This window comes from Streptomyces sp. NPDC050619, assembly GCF_040654815.1.
In the GTDB taxonomy this organism is placed as follows: Bacteria; Actinomycetota; Actinomycetes; order Streptomycetales; family Streptomycetaceae; genus Streptomyces.
This window is the reverse complement of record NZ_JBFAIR010000010.1, coordinates 100,071-115,617: the sequence shown is the minus strand read 5'-3', so window position 1 is coordinate 115,617 and position 15,547 is coordinate 100,071. Positions and strand designations below refer to the sequence as shown.

The window sequence follows — 15,547 nt, the reverse complement described above, 5'->3', positions numbered from 1 at the left end:
AATCGTCTGGGCCCGTTGCCCTACGCGGCCCTCCGCCGGATGCCGTCAGCCCGCTACGAACGTATGCGCGACCTTGTCGTGCCAGCACTGGTGCCACGGCCTGTCGAACAGGCACCAGGCGACGCCGACGACACCGATGGCGAGCAGGCCGGGCACGCTGTAGACGAGCCAGCGGCGCAGGGCCGCGCCGAAGGACGGGGGCTCGTGGCCCTCGATGTCCCGTACGTCCAGACCGAGCAGCTTCTTGCCGAGGGTGCGGCCCCACTTGGCGGTGGGCAGCGCCTCGTACAGGACGCCGAAGAGGAGCAGGACGGCCAGGACGATGCCCAGGTACGTCGTCGTCGTGCCGTCGAGCAGCCAGATCGTGACCGTCTCGCCGGACAGCTTGGCCGCGTCGATCTTCTCGTTGACGTGGTCGAGCGCCTTGATGCCGAGCGGTACTGCGACCACGGCGGTGACGCCCCCGAGGACGACGGTGTCCACCAGCCGGGCCGCCAGGCGCTTGCCGAGCCCGGCGGGACGGGCCGAGGACTGCCGCCGGGCAGCCGCCTGGAAGATGTCGTCGACCGGCGGCTTCCAGGGCGCGACGGGCTGGTCCTCGTCGGACGCGCCCGCGAGCCGGTGCACCTGCTGCGCCCAGGACGGCTGACCGCCGCCGACGCCGGTGGCCATGGGGGCGGAGGCGGAGGCGGCGGCCTGCTGCGGCACGTTCGGAGCGGGTGCCTGAGCGGGGGCCGGGGCGCCCGCCTGCGCGGCTGCCGCACGATCGGCTGCGGCCTTTCCGGCACCGAAGCCGGGGGTGCCGGGCTGGGCTCCGGCGCCGGGCGTTCCCGAGCCGTCGCCCGGACCGGTCGCGGGCTGCGCTCCGAAAGCGGGCGTGCCTGGGGCGCCCGGCCGAGCGCCGGCACCCGGCATTCCCGAGCCATCACCCGGACCGGCCGCGGGCCCGAAAGGAGCCCTGCCGGGGGCGGCCGGCGACGTGGGGCCTCCGGTCGGCGCGGACTGGGCGCCGAAGGGGCCCGCCGTCCCCGGCGTGCCCGTGCTCCCCGGGGGCGCCCCCGCCCGGTTCTGCTGTGCCGTGCGCGGGGAGAGCGCGCGGAAGGTCATGGTGCCCTCGTCGGCCGGGGGACCACCGGGGCGCGGGACGCCGGGCGTTCCCGTACCCGCACGGCCAGCCGCACCCGGCCCGGAGCGCGGCCCTGAGCGGTCGGCGGCACCACTGCCCCCTGCCGCTCCCCCGGGTCCCGTACCCGGGCGGGAGCCGTCGGCGGCACCGCTGCCTCCTGCGACTCCCCCAGGTCCCGTACCAGCATGGCCTGCCGCACCGGGACCAGAGCCGTCAGCGGCACCCCGGCCGCCCACAGCTCCCCCGGGCCCCGCCGCGGGCCTGCGGAAGACGAACGTGTTGCCGGAGGCTACGTCGCCGGAGTCCCGCTCGGCGGGCGGGATGGTCGCGGTGCCGTCCGCACGGGCGGAACGGCCGGCCGGCTGAGACGGATCGTCGCCCGGTTCCGCCGCACGCGGCACCCTCGGATCGGCGCTCTGCGGAGTCCCGTGCTGGGCACCCTGGGGAGCACCTTGCTGAGCCCCCTGCGGAGCACCCGGCGGCGACCCCCACGACACCCGGCGGTCCTGGTCGCCCCCGAAGCCCGACTGGCGGGAACGGTCGGCGCCCCAGGCGGACGCGGGCTCGGGGCGGCTGCCGTGCTGGGCGTCGGCCGCGGAAGGCGTGCCGGACGCGCCCGGGGCGTCGACGGGGTCCTCGTCGAAGAAGTGCGGGCCCGTCTCCTCGAGCGGGGCGGCGGCCGAGGGCTGGGCCGGACCCGCGCCGGGCGGCGGAGCGAGCCGTTCGCCGTCCGTCGGTGCCGGACGGCTGGTGCCCGGTACCCAGGCGGCACCGTTCCAGTACCGGACATATCCAGGAATGGACGGGTCCGGGTAATACCCGTCGCGGGGCCTGTCGTCACCGGGTGCCGGGGTTGGGGCGCTCATGTCCGTCGTCCCGTATCTGCTCGGGGGTGAAATAGGGGGCTCCACATCTATCAGACCGGCGCAAGCCCCACCGCCAGTCCCGCCGGACCCACCCCTTTCCGGGCAAGGCCGTGCACCGGATTCACACGTCCGGAAAAAAATCCTCCGAACCCGCGTAATGGTGGCCGCCGCGCCGCCTCTCCACTCGTACGGGCCCACCGCCGGCCCGCACGAGACAACGCGAGAGAGGAACACCGCCATGCACTACACGGTTGTGGAGCGCGAACTGGAGCTCACACTCATCCTGTCCCCGGAGCGCAGCATCCCGGTTCCGGCCCGGCTGAGCTACCGCTCCGACGACCCGTACGCCGTCCATGTCGCCTTCCACGTCACCTCCGAGCACCCGGTGAACTGGACGTTCTCCCGCGAACTCCTGGTGGAGGGGGTGTTCCGGCCGTGCGGGCACGGGGACGTGCGGGTGTGGCCGAGGAAGTCGGAGGGGCGCAGCGTGGTCCTGATGGCGCTGAGTTCACCTGATGGTGACGCCCTGCTGGAGGCCCCGGCCGCCCAGGTGTCCGCCTGGCTGGAGCGGACGCTGCGGGTGGTGCCCCCGGGGTATGAGGGCGAGCAACTGGGACTCGACGACGCGCTCGACCAGCTGCTCGCCCAGTGACCGTGCCGGGGCCCGCGTCGGAACCCGTGCCGGGACCCGTGGGTCAGAACAGTTTGCCCGGGTTCAGGATGTCCAGCGGGTCGAAGGCCGCCTTGATCGCCCGCTGCATCTCCACTCCCACCGGGCCGATCTCCCGCGCCAGCCACTCCTTCTTCAGGACGCCCACGCCGTGCTCCCCGGTGATCGTGCCGCCGAGTTCCAGGCCGAGGGCCATGATCTCGTCGAAGGACTCGCGGGCGCGCCGGGACTCGTCGGGGTCCTGGGCGTCGAAGCAGACGGTCGGGTGGGTGTTGCCGTCGCCGGCGTGGGCCACGACGCCGATGGTGAGCTGGTACTTCTCGGCGATCCGCTCGGTCCCTTCGAGCATCTCGGCGAGCCGCGACCGGGGCACGCACACGTCGTCGATCATCGTCGTGCCCTTGACCGCCTCCAGCGCGGTGAGGGACAACCGCCGTGCCTGGAGGAGGAGTTCGGACTCGGCCGCGTCGTCGGCCGGGACGACCTGGGTGGCGCCGGCCGCCTCGCACAGCGCGCCGAGGGCGGCGAGGTCGGCGGCCGGGTCCGTGCTGTCGAAGGCCGCCAGGAGGAGGGCCTCGGTGGTCTCCGGCAGGCCCATGTTCGCCAGGTCGTTGACCGCCTTGACCGTCGTACGGTCCATCAGTTCGAGGAGCGACGGCACGTGGCCTCCCGCCATGATCCGGCACACGGCGTCGCAGGCGGCGGCGCCGGACGCGAACTCGGCGGCCAGCACCAGCTGCTGCGGCGGCTGCGGCCTGAGGGCCAGGATCGCCCGTACGACGATGCCGAGCGAGCCCTCGGAGCCGACGAACAGGCGGGTGAGGTCGTACCCGGCGACGCCCTTCGCCGTACGGCGGCCGGTGGTCATGAGCCGTCCGTCGGCGAGGACGACGTCCAGTCCCAGGACGTACTCGGCCGTCACCCCGTACTTCACGCAGCACAGACCGCCGGACGCGGTGCCGATGTTGCCGCCGATCGTGCACATCTCCCAGCTGGAGGGGTCCGGCGGGTAGTACAGGCCGTGCTCGCCCACCGCGCGGGAGAGGGCCGCGTTGATGACGCCCGGCTCGACGACGGCGATGCGGTCGACCGGGTTGATCTCCAGGATCCGGTCCATCTTCGTCAGCGACAGCACGATGCAGCCGTCGGAGGCATTGGCCGCGCCCGACAGGCCCGTGCGGGCGCCCTGCGGGACGACAGGGACGCACAGCTCGGTGGCGGTGCGCATGACGTGCTGGACCTGTTCCACCGTGCGCGGGAGCACGACCACCGCGGGGGCGCCGGCCGGGCAGAAGCTGGCCATGTCGTTGGCGTAGGAGGCCGTGACGTCCGGATCGGTGAGGACGGCCTCGGCGGGCAGGCCGTCCAGTAGGCGGTCGAAGAGGTTGCCGGTCGCTTCGTCGCGAGGCGCTTCGATACGGCTCATGATCACAGCCTCGCACCCGGCGGCCACCGGTGTGAACCCCCGTGTACGGCGGTTACAGGTTGCCGCGCTTGGCCTGCTCCCGTTCGATCGCCTCGAACAAGGCCTTGAAGTTGCCCTTGCCGAAGCCCATCGAGCCGTGTCGTTCGATGATCTCGAAGAAGACCGTCGGGCGGTCCTGGACCGGCTTGGTGAAGATCTGGAGCAGATAGCCGTCCTCGTCGCGGTCGGCGAGGATCTTCAGCTCGCGCAGGGTCTCGACGGGGACGCGGGTGTCGCCCACCCACTCGCCGAGGGTGTCGTAGTACGAGTCGGGCGTGGCCAGGAACTGGACTCCGGCCGCGCGCATGGTGCGTACGGTCTGCACGATGTCGTTCGTGTTGAGCGCGATGTGCTGGACGCCCGCGCCGCCGTAGAACTCCAGATACTCGTCGATCTGGGACTTCTTCTTGCCGAGGGCGGGCTCGTTGATCGGGAACTTGACCTTGAGGGTGCCGTCCGCGACGACCTTCGACATCAGCGCGCTGTACTCGGTGGCGATGTCGTCGCCCACGAACTCCTTCATGTTCGTGAAGCCCATGACCTCGTTGTAGAAGCCGACCCACTCGTTCATGCGGCCGAGTTCGACGTTGCCGACGCAGTGGTCGATGGCCTGGAAGGTGCGGTGCGCGGGCGGGGCGACGAGGGGGCTCGCGGCGGAGAACCCGGGGAGGTACGGGCCGTCGTAGCCCGTGCGCTCGACCAGGGTGTGGCGGGTCTCGCCGTACGTGGCGATCGCGGCGAGGACGACCGTGCCGTGCTCGTCCTTGAGTTCGTACGGCTCGGCCACCGAGCGGGCGCCGTGCTCGACCGCGTACGTGTACGCGGCGCGCGCGTCCGGGACCTCGATGGCGAGGTCGACGACGCCGTCGCCGTGCTCGGCCACGTGCTGGGCGAGGAAGTGGCCCCAAGGGGTGGCGGGCTTGACGACCGAGGTGAGGACGAAGCGGGCGGAGCCGTTCTCCAGGACGTAGCTCGCGGTCTCGCGGCTGCCGGTCTCCGGTCCGCAGTAGGCGACCAGCCACATGCCGAAGGCGGTGGAGTAGTAGTGCGCCGCCTGTTTGGCGTTGCCCACGGCGAAGACGACCGCGTCCATTCCCTTGACCGGGAAGGGGTCGGCCTGCCGGGCGGTGTGGGGAGTGTGGTGTGTGTTCGCATAAGTCGCAGCCATAGGGGAAGCGTCGCTCCGTGGCGCAAGGTGCGCAACAGTTCGCGTTTTCGCTGCGCAATGTGCCCAGTCGTGCGAGCGTCAGTATGGGGTTTCTGTACAGGGTGACCAGTGCCGGGAGGCGTCGTGGCGATCGATCATCTGGACGGGCGGATCATCGGGCTGCTGGCCCGGGAGCCGCGGATCGGGGTGCTGGAGATGTCCCGGCGGCTGGGGGTCGCCCGGGGGACCGTGCAGGCGCGGCTCGACCGGCTTCAGTCGAACGGAGTCATCCGGGGGTTCGGTCCCGAGGTGGATCCGGCGGCGCTGGGCTATCCGGTCACGGCGTTCGCGACGCTCCAGATCAGGCAGGGGCAAGGGGCGGACGTACGGGCGCACTTGGCGACCGTGCCGGAGGTGCTGGAGCTGCACACCACCACCGGTACCGGGGACATGCTGTGCCGGCTGGTGGCCCGCTCCAATGCCGATCTTCAGCGGGTCATCGACCGGGTTGTCGGTTTTGATGGGATTGTCCGGGCCTCTACCGCGATCGTCATGGAGAACCCCGTTCCGCTGCGGATCATCCCGTTGGTGGAGCAGGCGGCGGAGGACCGGGAGCGCATGTAACCGACCTGGGGTGAGCGGCCGTGAATTTCTGGGAGTACCTGGGCAACCGCCACCAGCAGCTGCTGACGGACGCCTATCAGCATGCGAGCGCCGTCTTCCAGTGCATGGTCGCGGCGACCCTGATCGGCGTGCTGCTCGGCATCGTCACGTATCGCAGTGAGTGGGCCGGCAACCTCGCGACCACGAGCACGTCGGCCATCCTGACCGTTCCGTCGCTCGCCATGATCGGTCTGCTCATCCCGATCGTGGGCCTGGGCGTCCCGCCCACGGTGATCGCGCTGACGCTGTACGGGCTGCTGCCCGTCGTGCGCAACGCGATCGTCGGCCTGCGCGGGGTCGATCCCTCGCTGGTGGACGCGGCGAACGGCATCGGGATGTCCCGGATGACGCGGCTGGCGCGGGTCGAGCTGCCGCTGGCCTGGCCGCCGATCCTGACCGGGATCCGGGTCTCGACGCAGATGCTGATGGGCATCGCGGCGATCGCGGCCTACGCCTCCGGGCCCGGCCTCGGCAACGTCATCTTCCGCGGCCTCGGCTCCCTCGGCAGCAAGAACGCGATCAACCAGGTGCTCGCGGGCACGCTCGGGATCATCGTCCTGGCCCTGCTGTTCGACGCCGCGTACGTCCTGATCGGGCGGCTCACCATTCCCAGGGGGATCCGTGCCTGAGACGGCGCATGAGACAGCTGAGGCAGGGGCGGCCTCCGGCGCCACCATCGAGCTGGAGAACCTGACCAAGCGGTATCCCGGCAATCCGCAGCCGTCCGTCGACAGCGTCAACATGGAGATCAAGGCGGGCGAGCTGGTCGTCTTCGTCGGCCCGTCGGGATGCGGCAAGTCCACAACGCTCAAGATGATCAACAGGTTGATCGAGCCGACGGGCGGACGCATCCGTATCAACGGCGAAGACGTGACGCACATGGATCCGGTCAAGCTCCGCCGGAGGGTCGGGTACGCGATCCAGGCGAGCGGTCTGTTCCCGCACATGACGGTCGCCCAGAACATCGCGCTCGTTCCGAGGATGACCGGCTGGCCGAAGGCGCGGATCAGCGAACGGGTGGAGGAGATGCTCGACCTGGTCGGCCTCGACCCCGGCGAGTTCCACGGCCGTTACCCGCGTCAGCTCTCCGGCGGCCAGCAGCAACGGGTGGGCGTGGCCCGGGCGTTGGCGGCCGATCCGCCGGTGCTGCTGATGGACGAGCCGTTCGGGGCCGTCGACCCGATCACCCGGGATCACCTCCAGGACGAGTTGATCAGGTTGCAGCACGAGTTGCACAAGACGATCGTCTTCGTCACGCACGACTTCGACGAGGCGATCAAGCTGGGCGACCGGATCGCGGTGCTCCGGGAGCGGTCGCACATCGCTCAGTTCGACACCCCGGAGGCGATCCTCACCAACCCGGCCGACGACTTCGTCTCCGGTTTCGTGGGCGCCGGGGCGGCCCTGAAACGGCTGAACCTGACCCGCGTACGGGAGGTGGGGATCAGCGGCTATCCGACCGTGGCCATCGACGACCCGCTCCAGGAGATCTTCAACACGCTCCGTACCAGCCGCACGAACGAGATCCTGCTGCTCGACAAGCGCGGGCGGCCGTACAAGTGGCTCCGGCGCGGCGATCTGATGCGCGCGAAGGGCTCGCTGGCGCGGGCCGGCACGCTGGTGATCGACACGGTCGCCCAGGACGCGACGCTCGGGGAGGCTCTGGAGGCCGTACTCACCGACACCGCGGGGCGGGTCGCGGTCACCGGGCGGCGCGGCGAGTACCTGGGGGTCGTGGACGTGGAGTCGCTGATGAACTCCGTGCACGAGTTGATGGAGGCCGACCGGCTGGAGGCGATGGAGGCCCGGCACGGGCTGGAGGAGCTGCGGGCCGCGCAGACGCACGCCGAACAGGAGGGCGCCGCCGGAGGGGAGAGGAAGGCGTGACGACTCCCGAGCCGTCCGCACCGGCCGAGCTGGAAGAGACCGAGACGCCTCCCCCGCCTCCCCCGAGCAGACGCGTCACCTGGCAGAAGCTGACCTTCCTGCCCGCCGTCCTGGTGGCGGTGCTGCTGGCGACCTGGCTGTGGTTCGAGCAGGCCGACCTCGACCCGCTCTCCGAGAACGCCCTGTCGAACGGGCAGGTGTCCAAGGCTCTGTGGCGGCAGATCGAGCTCGTCGCGATCTCGACGTTCTTCGTGCTGATCATCGCCATCCCGCTGGGCATCCTGCTGACCCGCGAGGCGTTGAGGAAGGGGACCCCGGTGGCGATGGCGGTCGCCAACATGGGCCAGGCGACACCGGCCATCGGCCTGCTCGCCCTGCTGGTGATCTGGCTGGGCACGGGGATGAAGGCGGCCCTGATCGGCATCATCGCCTACGCCGTCCTGCCGGTCATGTCGAACACCGTCGCGGGCCTGAAGGCCAACGACCCGACGCTGCTGGAAGCGGCACGCGGTATCGGCATGTCCCCGCTGGAGGTCCTGGCGCGCGTGGAACTGCCGCTCGCCGTCCCGCTGATCCTGGCGGGCGTACGGACGGCGCTGGTGCTGAACGTGGGCACGGCGACCCTGGCGACCTTCGGCGGGGGCGGCGGCCTGGGCGTCCTGATCACGACCGGCATCACCAACCAGCGGATGCCGGTGCTGATGCTGGGCTCGATCCTCACGGTCGTCCTCGCCCTCCTGGTCGACTGGCTGGCGTCCCTGGCCGAACTCCTGCTGCGGCCACGGGGGCTGGAGGTGGGGACATGAGCCGTCGTACGTGTCCGCGGCTCGCCGGGGCGCTGGTGCTGGCCTCGGGGGTGCTGACCTCCGGCTGCGGGCTGACCAGCGGCTCGCCGATGGCCGACGACGTCGAGCCGGGCTCCATCGGACGGGGCGAGCCGCTCAAGGGCGCGGACCTCACCGTCACATCCAAGTCGTTCACCGAGCAGCTCATCCTCGGCGCGATCATGGGCATCGCCTTCGAGGCGGCCGGCGCGGACGTCCTCGACCGCACCGGCATCCAGGGTTCGATCGGCGCCCGCGAGGCCGTCAAGGGCGGGGACGTGGACGGCATGTACGAGTACACGGGCACCGCCTGGATCACCTACCTGGGCAACAGCGACCCCATCGCCGACCCGCTGCGGCAGTGGCGGGCGGTGCGCGACGCCGACCTGAGGAACGGCCTGACCTGGCTGGCACCGGCGTCGCTCAACAACACCTACGCCCTGGCCATGAACCAGGCCAACCAGAAGAAGTACGGCACGAAGACGCTCTCGGACGTGGCCGCGCTGTCGAAGTCGGATCCGGGCGCGGTGACGCTGTGCGTGGAGAGCGAGTTCGCCAACCGGGCGGACGGACTGCCGGGCATGCGGCAGGCGTACGGAATGAGCGTCCCGGCGAAGAACATCACGCAGATGGACACCGGGATCATCTACACCCAGGCGGCGAAGGGGAGTTGCGTCTACGGCGAGGTCTTCACCACCGACGGCCGCATCAAGTCGATGAACCTCGCGGTGATGGAGGACGACAAGAAGTTCTTCCCCAACTACAACGTGGCCCCCGCGATCAACTCCAAGGCCCTGAAGAAGTGGCCGGCCATCGCGGACGTCCTCGACCCGATCACCAGGAAGCTGACCAACTCGGTGGCGCGGACGCTGAACGCGAAGGTGGACGTGGACGGGGAGGATCCGCACCAGGTGGCCTTGGACTGGATGGAGGCGGAGGGGTTCGTGAAGGAGGGTTGATCAACACAGAAGAGTGCGTGGACTGGGTTACTGGGTTGATCAACAGCTGGGTACGGAGCCCGTCCCCTTCTCCAGGGCCGTCAGGGCGTTGACCGCGCTCTTCAGGGTGGTCACCGGGATCAGGCGCAGCCCCTTCGGCAGTTCGCCCTTCGCGTCCGAGCACTCCGCCTTGGGCACCAGGAAGACGGTCGCCCCGTCCCTGCGCGCTGCCTGCGTCTTCAGGGCCACTCCACCGACCGCGCCGACCGTGCCGTCGGCGGTGATCGTGCCCGTGCCGGCGATCTTGCGGCCGCCCGTGAGGTCGCCGCCGCTGCCGTCGCCGTCGAGCTTGTCGATGATGCCGAGGGTGAACAGGAGCCCGGCGCTGGGGCCGCCGACATCGGCGAGCTTCAGCGTGACCTTGACGTCCTTGTCGCCGAGGTCCAGGTAGTTCAGCGCGGCCTGGGTCGCCGCGCCCTGGGACTCCCGCATCTCCTCGGTGTTGTGCTGCTCGATCTCCTTGACGTTCTGGCCGCTCGGGTAGACCGCGTCACGCGGCATGACCGCCTGGTCGGTGCGGAACCAGGAGTCGATCACATCGCCCAGCGAGACGCGGGCGTCCGGATTGGTCGCCTCGATGGTCGTCATCCGCAGCTGCCCGCTCGTGGCACGGGTGGGCGCCCCGGAGATCGTGATCACCGGGGTGCCCTTGTTCTCTCCGAGCACGTTCGCCGTCAGACCGGGCTGCGTGAGCGAGAACGGCAGCGGCGCGAACACCGCCGTGGCGATCAGACCCACGACGGGCAGAGCGCAGACGGCGACGGCCTGGGGGCGCGTGAGGCGAGAGAGCACGGGATCAATCTAACGTGGGGGTGATTTCCGGCCGGGCGCAGGTCGACGGACCCGCGCCCGCCCCCACCTCGCCCCGCGCTCACCGCAACGCCTCGGCCACCTCCCGGGCCGCGTCCATGACCCGCGGTCCGACCCGCTCGGGCACCGCGTCCGCCAGCATCACCACTCCGACGCTGCCCTCGACCCCCGTGACCCCGAGCAACGGCGCGGCGGCTCCGCTCGCCCCCGCCTCCAGCTCCCCGTGCGTCAGGGTGTACCCGGGCTCGTCGACGGCCCGCTGCCGCGCGGCGAGAATCGCCCGGCCCGCGGCCCCGCGGTCCAGCGGATGCCGGAACCCGGCTCGGTAGGCGACGTGATAGTCGGTCCACGTCGGCTCGACGACGGCCACGGCCAGCGCCTCCGCCCCGTCGACCAGCGTCAGATGGGCCGTCGCCCCGATGTCCTCGGCCAGTGACCGCAAGGCCGGCAACGCCGCCTCCCGTACCAGCGGATGCACCTGGCGGCCCAGGCGCAGCACTCCCAGCCCGACCCGGGCACGTCCGCCCAGGTCACGTCGTACGAGCGCGTGTTGTTCGAGGGTGGCGAGCAACCGGTACACCACGGTCCGGTTCACGCCCAGTTTGTTGGACAGCTCGGTGACGGTCAGCCCGTGGTCCGTATCGGCGAGCAGTTTGAGGACCCGCAGTCCCCGGTCGAGCGTCTGAGAGGTCTCCGCGGTCACGACGCCCACTCCTTAAGTGGTGAGGTCGGCAGCCCCCGTCGCGGCGGATGCGTCGCCGAGTCCCGTCAGCGACGCACTTCAGAGGCCGCCGATCGGCCGGCGGCCCGGCATGTCCGGACCGCGTCGCTTCACGGCTGCGCTCCGCGGCGGCGCTGCCACGGGGCGTATGCGTAGCGTGACAGTAGCGAAGGGGGTTCGCTGAGCGGAAGGCTGCGTCCAGAATCCGGGCACTGCCCGGTACGGACCACTCCGGTTTAGCCGGATTTACGGCATGTGACGCGCCCCGAAGGGGCGCGGGGAACGGCGCGACAAGCCCCCACCGGCCCGCACCCGAAGCACGACAGACGCCCCCGCCTCCAAGAAAGCGGTCCTGGCACAGCGCCCAGCGTTCCTCACCGCATCCGCGTGGCCCACTCCTGCACCTTGGCGATCCGCTGCCGCAGCTGCCCGGCCGTGGCCTCGGCGCTCGCCGGCCCGCCGCACACGCGCCGCAGCTCGGTGTGGATGACCCCGTGCGGCTTGCCGCTCTGATGGACGTACGCGCCGACCATCGTGTTGAGCTGCTTACGGAGCTCCATCATCTCCTTGTGCGAGACCACCGGACGCCGCTCGGCGGGCACTTCGAGCAGGTCGGCCTCCTCGTCCGGCTTCTTGCGGCTGTGCGCGATCTGCCGGGCCTGCCGCTTCTGGAGCAGCAGCTGCACCTGATCGGGTTCGAGGAGCCCGGGGATCCCGAGGTAGTCCTGTTCTTCCTCACTGCCCGGGTGGGCCTGCATGCCGAACTCGGCGCCGTCGTAGAGGACCCGGTCGAAGACGGCGTCGGACTCCAGCGCCTCGAAGGCGAACTGTTCCTGCTCGCCGGTGTCCTCGTCCTGCTCCTTGTTCGCCTCCTCCATCTCCTTCTCGGACTCGGCGTACGGGTCCTCCTCGCCGTCCTTCTTCGGCTTGTCGAGCGCGTGGTCGCGCTCGACCTCCATCTCGTTGGCGAAGGTGAGCAGGTCGGGCACGGTCGGCAGGAACACGGAGGCGGTCTCGCCGCGCCGCCGGGACCGTACGAAACGGCCGACGGCCTGGGCGAAGAAGAGCGGGGTGGAGATGGTCGTGGCGTACACCCCGACGGCGAGCCGCGGCACGTCCACGCCCTCGGACACCATCCGCACCGCGACCATCCACCGGTCGTTACTGCCGCTGAACTCGTCGATCCGGTCGGAGGAGCCGGTGTCGTCGGACAGCACGAGGGTCGCCTTGCTGCCGGTGATCTCGCGGATGAGCTTGGCGTAGGCGCGCGCGGAGTCCTGGTCGGTGGCGATGACGAGCGCACCGGCGTCCGGGATGGCCTTCCTGACCTCGGTCAGCCGCTGGTCGGCGGCGCGCAGCACGCTGGGCATCCACTCACCGCGCGGGTCGAGAGCGGTACGCCAGGCCTGCGAGACGGCGTCCTTGGTCATGGGCTCGCCGAGCCGGGCGGCGATCTCGTCACCGGCCTTGGTCCGCCACCGCATGCTGCCGCTGTAGGAGAGGAAGATGACGGGCCGCACGACGCCGTCGGACAGGGCCGATCCATACCCGTAGGTGTAGTCGGCGGCGGACCGCCGGATCCCGTCGTTGCCCTCTTCGTACGTCACGAAGGGGATGGGGTTGGTGTCGGACCGGAAGGGCGTACCGGTGAGCGCGAGCCGGCGGGTGGCGGGCTCGAAGGCTTCGAGGCAGGCCTCGCCCCAGGACTTGGAGTCACCGGCGTGATGGATCTCGTCGAGGATCACGAGGGTCTTGCGCTGCTCGACGCGATTGCGGTGCAGCATGGGCCGTACGCCGACACCGGCGTACGTGACGGCGACCCCGTGGTAGTCCTTCCCGAGCGGCCCCGCGCTGTACTCGGGATCCAGCTTGATCCCTATCCGCGCGGCCGCCTCCGCCCACTGCTTCTTCAGGTGCTCGGTCGGGGCGACGACGGTGACCTGCTGCACGACGTGATGGTGCAGCAGCCAGGACGCCAGCGTCAGCGCGAACGTCGTCTTCCCGGCGCCGGGCGTGGCGACGGCGAGGAAGTCACGCGGCTGCTCCTGGACGTACCTCTCCATCGCCCCTTGCTGCCAGGCACGCAGCTTGTTGGCGGTACCCCAGGGGGCGCGGCCGGGGAAGGCGGGGGAAAGGTGGTGGGAGGAGGCGGCGGTGGTAGTCACGGTCTCCGTTGTGGGGTTGGGCAGCTGGGCTGGCGGGGTTCTGGCGACTCAAGTACGTATGACAACCGGGCCACCCTATCGGCGGGCGGCGGGGGCAACGTGCGGACGGTGCCGGGCTGTCCCAGGATGGGATTCAGGTCACATCGCCCAGCGGTCAGCGCGCGAAGCGCGGCAGTTGGGCGGCGATCTTGGGCACGTCGAGAGCGCCCTGGCACACGTCCAGCACGAATTCCTCGGCCTCGTCCACGGTGAACTCCGCGTCCAGCGGATGGCCGTTCATGTGCAGGAAGACCCAGGTCGCGTACCAGGCGACGGGCTTGTTGCCGTCGACTAGGGCGCGGTTACGGGCGAGCGATTCATGAGCGCCGCGGCCTTCTGCCACACGTCCGGATACGCGTCCTGCCCGAACACGCTCGACCGCGGGCGGGCCAGCGCCGAGTCCAGAAGCCCGCTCGGAACTGGCCTTCAGTACGTGATCGGCGGCCTCGTCGAACAGCCGGGAGTGTTCGTTCATGGCCGAGATCACGGCATAGTGCGCGAAGGCCTACATACTGCGCCCCTCCGCTGCCGCACGCTCGCGCAGCGCATCGAGCTCGACGGTACTACGTGGTACCACTCGGTCTCATCGGGGAAGCTGCCCGCACCCGAGTAGTCACCCAAGCCCCCACCAACGCCACCCCCGCCATAGGCAGGAACACGGCGACGAAGGCGGCCGGATGCGAGCCGGTGGCCCCCGTCGCCGCATGCGCCACCGTCCCACCGCCCAGCGCCGCGAACGCCGCGCCCCCCACGGCCAGCAGGACCACATTGGACAGGGCGTCGGATATCTGGAGGGCGGCCGAGTTGGTGCCGGCCTCCTCCGGGGCGGAGAGGTGGAGCAGCAGCACGCTGGTGGAGGAGATCACCAGCCCCATCCCGAAGCAGCCGAAAGCCCAGGCGACGGCCAGGGTCCAGGCCGGCACGGAATCGATCAGCACGCTCGGCGCGGCGGCGATGGCGGCGGCCACCAGCACCATCCCCACCGTCATCAGGCGGACCCGGTACGGCTCCACCCGTGGCCGCGACTGCAGCCACGAACCCAGCGCCCACGTCCCGCCCCCCGCCGCGAGCGAGAACCCGGCCAGCGTCGGCGACAGCCCCCGCTGAGTGACCAGCATCAGCGGCACGAAGGACTCGGCGGCGATGAAGGACCCCGCGGCGACCCCGCGCAGCAGCACGACGGAGGGCAGCCCGCGCGTCGCCCGGTACGTGCCGCGCGGGAGCAGCCCGAGGACGGCCGGGACGAGCAGCGCGGCGCCCGCGACACCGGGGACCAGGGAGATCCAGCGCAGGTCCTGGGCGGCGTACTGGAGCAGCCCCGCGCCGAGGGAGATGCCGAGGGCGAGCCGGATGCGGCGGCGGTCGAAGGAGGCGTCTTCCGCCGAGCCGTCCACCGGACCGGCCGCCCGGCGCCGTATCTGAGGCAGTGCGAGCGCCAGCGGAAAGACGACGAGCACCGGAATCCCGAGGAACACCCAGCGCCAGCCCAGGTGTTCGGTCACCGCTCCCGAGACGAGCGGTCCCACGATCGACGGCACGACCCAGCTCGCCGCGAACGCCGCCATGATCGCCGGCCGCAACCGCTCGGGATAGGCCCGCCCCACGACTACGTACAACGCCACGATCACCAGCCCGCCACCGAGCCCCTGCACGGCCCGCCCGAGAATGAACAGCCACATCGCCCCCGCGGTCCCGGACAACACCAGCCCCGCCGTGAAGGCACCGATCCCCGTGGTAAACGGCCCGAGCGGCCCCCTCCGGTCGGACCACTGCCCGGACAACACCATCCCGAACAGCGAGGTAGTGAAGTACCCCGAGAAGGCGAACGCGTACAGCGACACCCCGTCCAACTCCCGCGCCGCGACCGGCATCGCCGTACCGACGGCGGTCGCCTCGAACGCGATCAGCAGCACGACGGAGACGATCCCGATACTGAGCGCCCGATACGAACGACTCAGCACGGTCTCGTCCCGCGCGGCGCCGGCGGACGGGAGGGCGGTGTGCGCGACATCGGTGTCACGCGGTTCCTGGGCAGCCATGGTCGCCAGCGTAAGGCGCACGGCCCGCCTTGACCCTGTCGCAGGTCAGACCTTTCATGAACGGGGTGTGGCAGTCCCATTGCAGCACCCGGGATTCCCTTGAGGCCCTCCCCGCCGCGCCATACGG

General features: G+C 70.8%; 13 protein-coding genes and 1 pseudogene. 6 read left to right on the top strand and 8 right to left on the bottom strand.

Annotated features, from left to right (window positions below):
• Positions 1 to 45: 45 nt before the first annotated feature.
• Positions 46 to 1,992 (bottom strand): RDD family protein, encoded by a 1,947-nt coding sequence (locus AB0I77_RS18420; protein WP_363283621.1) that lies wholly within the window; start codon positions 1,990 to 1,992, stop codon positions 46 to 48.
• A gap of 238 nt (positions 1,993 to 2,230) precedes the next feature.
• Between AB0I77_RS18420 and AB0I77_RS18415 the strand changes: the two genes are divergently transcribed.
• Entirely contained in the window at positions 2,231 to 2,644 is a 414-nt protein-coding gene (locus tag AB0I77_RS18415; protein WP_363283619.1) for an SsgA family sporulation/cell division regulator, read from the top strand.
• A 43-nt stretch (positions 2,645 to 2,687) separates the two neighbouring features.
• Here AB0I77_RS18415 and AB0I77_RS18410 read toward each other — a convergent pair whose 3' ends face one another.
• Together AB0I77_RS18410 and hppD are read right to left on the bottom strand one after the other, a co-directional pair.
• Entirely contained in the window at positions 2,688 to 4,094 is a 1,407-nt protein-coding gene (locus tag AB0I77_RS18410; RefSeq protein ID WP_363283618.1) for an FAD-linked oxidase C-terminal domain-containing protein, read from the bottom strand.
• Between the two features lie 46 nt (positions 4,095 to 4,140).
• Entirely contained in the window at positions 4,141 to 5,295 is a 1,155-nt protein-coding gene (gene hppD / locus AB0I77_RS18405) for a 4-hydroxyphenylpyruvate dioxygenase (protein ID WP_363283616.1), read from the bottom strand.
• Positions 5,296 to 5,418: 123 nt separating this feature from the next.
• Between hppD and AB0I77_RS18400 the strand changes: the two genes are divergently transcribed.
• Genes AB0I77_RS18400 through AB0I77_RS18380 form a run of 5 tightly spaced genes read left to right on the top strand, consistent with a single transcriptional unit; the run spans position 5,419 to position 9,607 of the window.
• Complete coding sequence (locus AB0I77_RS18400) at positions 5,419 to 5,898, top strand: Lrp/AsnC family transcriptional regulator (RefSeq protein ID WP_363283615.1); 480 nt, start codon at positions 5,419 to 5,421, stop codon at positions 5,896 to 5,898.
• A 20-nt stretch (positions 5,899 to 5,918) separates the two neighbouring features.
• Positions 5,919 to 6,566, top strand: coding sequence for an ABC transporter permease (locus AB0I77_RS18395; RefSeq protein ID WP_363283614.1), 648 nt, complete (start codon positions 5,919 to 5,921; stop codon positions 6,564 to 6,566).
• Positions 6,559 to 7,824, top strand: a complete 1,266-nt coding sequence (locus tag AB0I77_RS18390) for a betaine/proline/choline family ABC transporter ATP-binding protein (protein ID WP_363283613.1) — start codon at positions 6,559 to 6,561, stop codon at positions 7,822 to 7,824. Before AB0I77_RS18395 ends, AB0I77_RS18390 begins: the two co-directional genes overlap by 8 nt.
• 29 nt (positions 7,825 to 7,853) lie before the next feature.
• Complete coding sequence (locus tag AB0I77_RS18385) at positions 7,854 to 8,630, top strand: ABC transporter permease (protein WP_363283799.1); 777 nt, start codon at positions 7,854 to 7,856, stop codon at positions 8,628 to 8,630.
• On the top strand, positions 8,627 to 9,607 hold the full coding sequence (locus tag AB0I77_RS18380; RefSeq protein ID WP_363283612.1) for a glycine betaine ABC transporter substrate-binding protein: 981 nt from the start codon (positions 8,627 to 8,629) through the stop codon (positions 9,605 to 9,607). Before AB0I77_RS18385 ends, AB0I77_RS18380 begins: the two co-directional genes overlap by 4 nt.
• A gap of 39 nt (positions 9,608 to 9,646) precedes the next feature.
• Here the strand turns inward: AB0I77_RS18380 and AB0I77_RS18375 are convergent, their stop codons facing one another.
• The 5 genes and pseudogenes from AB0I77_RS18375 to AB0I77_RS18355 form a co-directional block, all read right to left on the bottom strand.
• Positions 9,647 to 10,438 (bottom strand): S16 family serine protease, encoded by a 792-nt coding sequence (locus AB0I77_RS18375; RefSeq protein ID WP_363283611.1) that lies wholly within the window; start codon positions 10,436 to 10,438, stop codon positions 9,647 to 9,649.
• Between the two features lie 79 nt (positions 10,439 to 10,517).
• Positions 10,518 to 11,159 carry a helix-turn-helix domain-containing protein gene (locus tag AB0I77_RS18370; RefSeq protein WP_363283610.1) on the bottom strand — a complete coding sequence of 214 codons (642 nt, stop codon included), beginning with the start codon at positions 11,157 to 11,159 and terminating at the stop codon, positions 10,518 to 10,520.
• A gap of 392 nt (positions 11,160 to 11,551) precedes the next feature.
• Entirely contained in the window at positions 11,552 to 13,342 is a 1,791-nt protein-coding gene (locus tag AB0I77_RS18365) for a DEAD/DEAH box helicase (RefSeq protein ID WP_363283609.1), read from the bottom strand.
• 154 nt (positions 13,343 to 13,496) lie between these two features.
• Positions 13,497 to 13,792 (bottom strand): annotated as a pseudogene (locus AB0I77_RS18360) (Fic family protein); the annotation flags it as partial.
• Between the two features lie 152 nt (positions 13,793 to 13,944).
• Positions 13,945 to 15,420, bottom strand: a complete 1,476-nt coding sequence (locus tag AB0I77_RS18355; RefSeq protein ID WP_363283608.1) for an MFS transporter — start codon at positions 15,418 to 15,420, stop codon at positions 13,945 to 13,947.
• Positions 15,421 to 15,547: the final 127 nt, after the last annotated feature.

Bases quoted from the DNA above. Each gene is read 5' to 3' on its own strand.
- AB0I77_RS18420 (WP_363283621.1), bottom strand. From the start codon at position 1,992: ATGAGCGCCCCAACCCCGGCACCCGGTGACGACAGGCCCCGCGACGGG.
- AB0I77_RS18415 (WP_363283619.1), top strand. From the start codon at position 2,231: ATGCACTACACGGTTGTGGAGCGCGAACTGGAGCTCACACTCATCCTG.
- hppD (WP_363283616.1), bottom strand. From the start codon at position 5,295: ATGGCTGCGACTTATGCGAACACACACCACACTCCCCACACCGCCCGG.
- AB0I77_RS18380 (WP_363283612.1), top strand. From the start codon at position 8,627: ATGAGCCGTCGTACGTGTCCGCGGCTCGCCGGGGCGCTGGTGCTGGCC.
- AB0I77_RS18355 (WP_363283608.1), bottom strand. From the start codon at position 15,420: ATGGCTGCCCAGGAACCGCGTGACACCGATGTCGCGCACACCGCCCTC.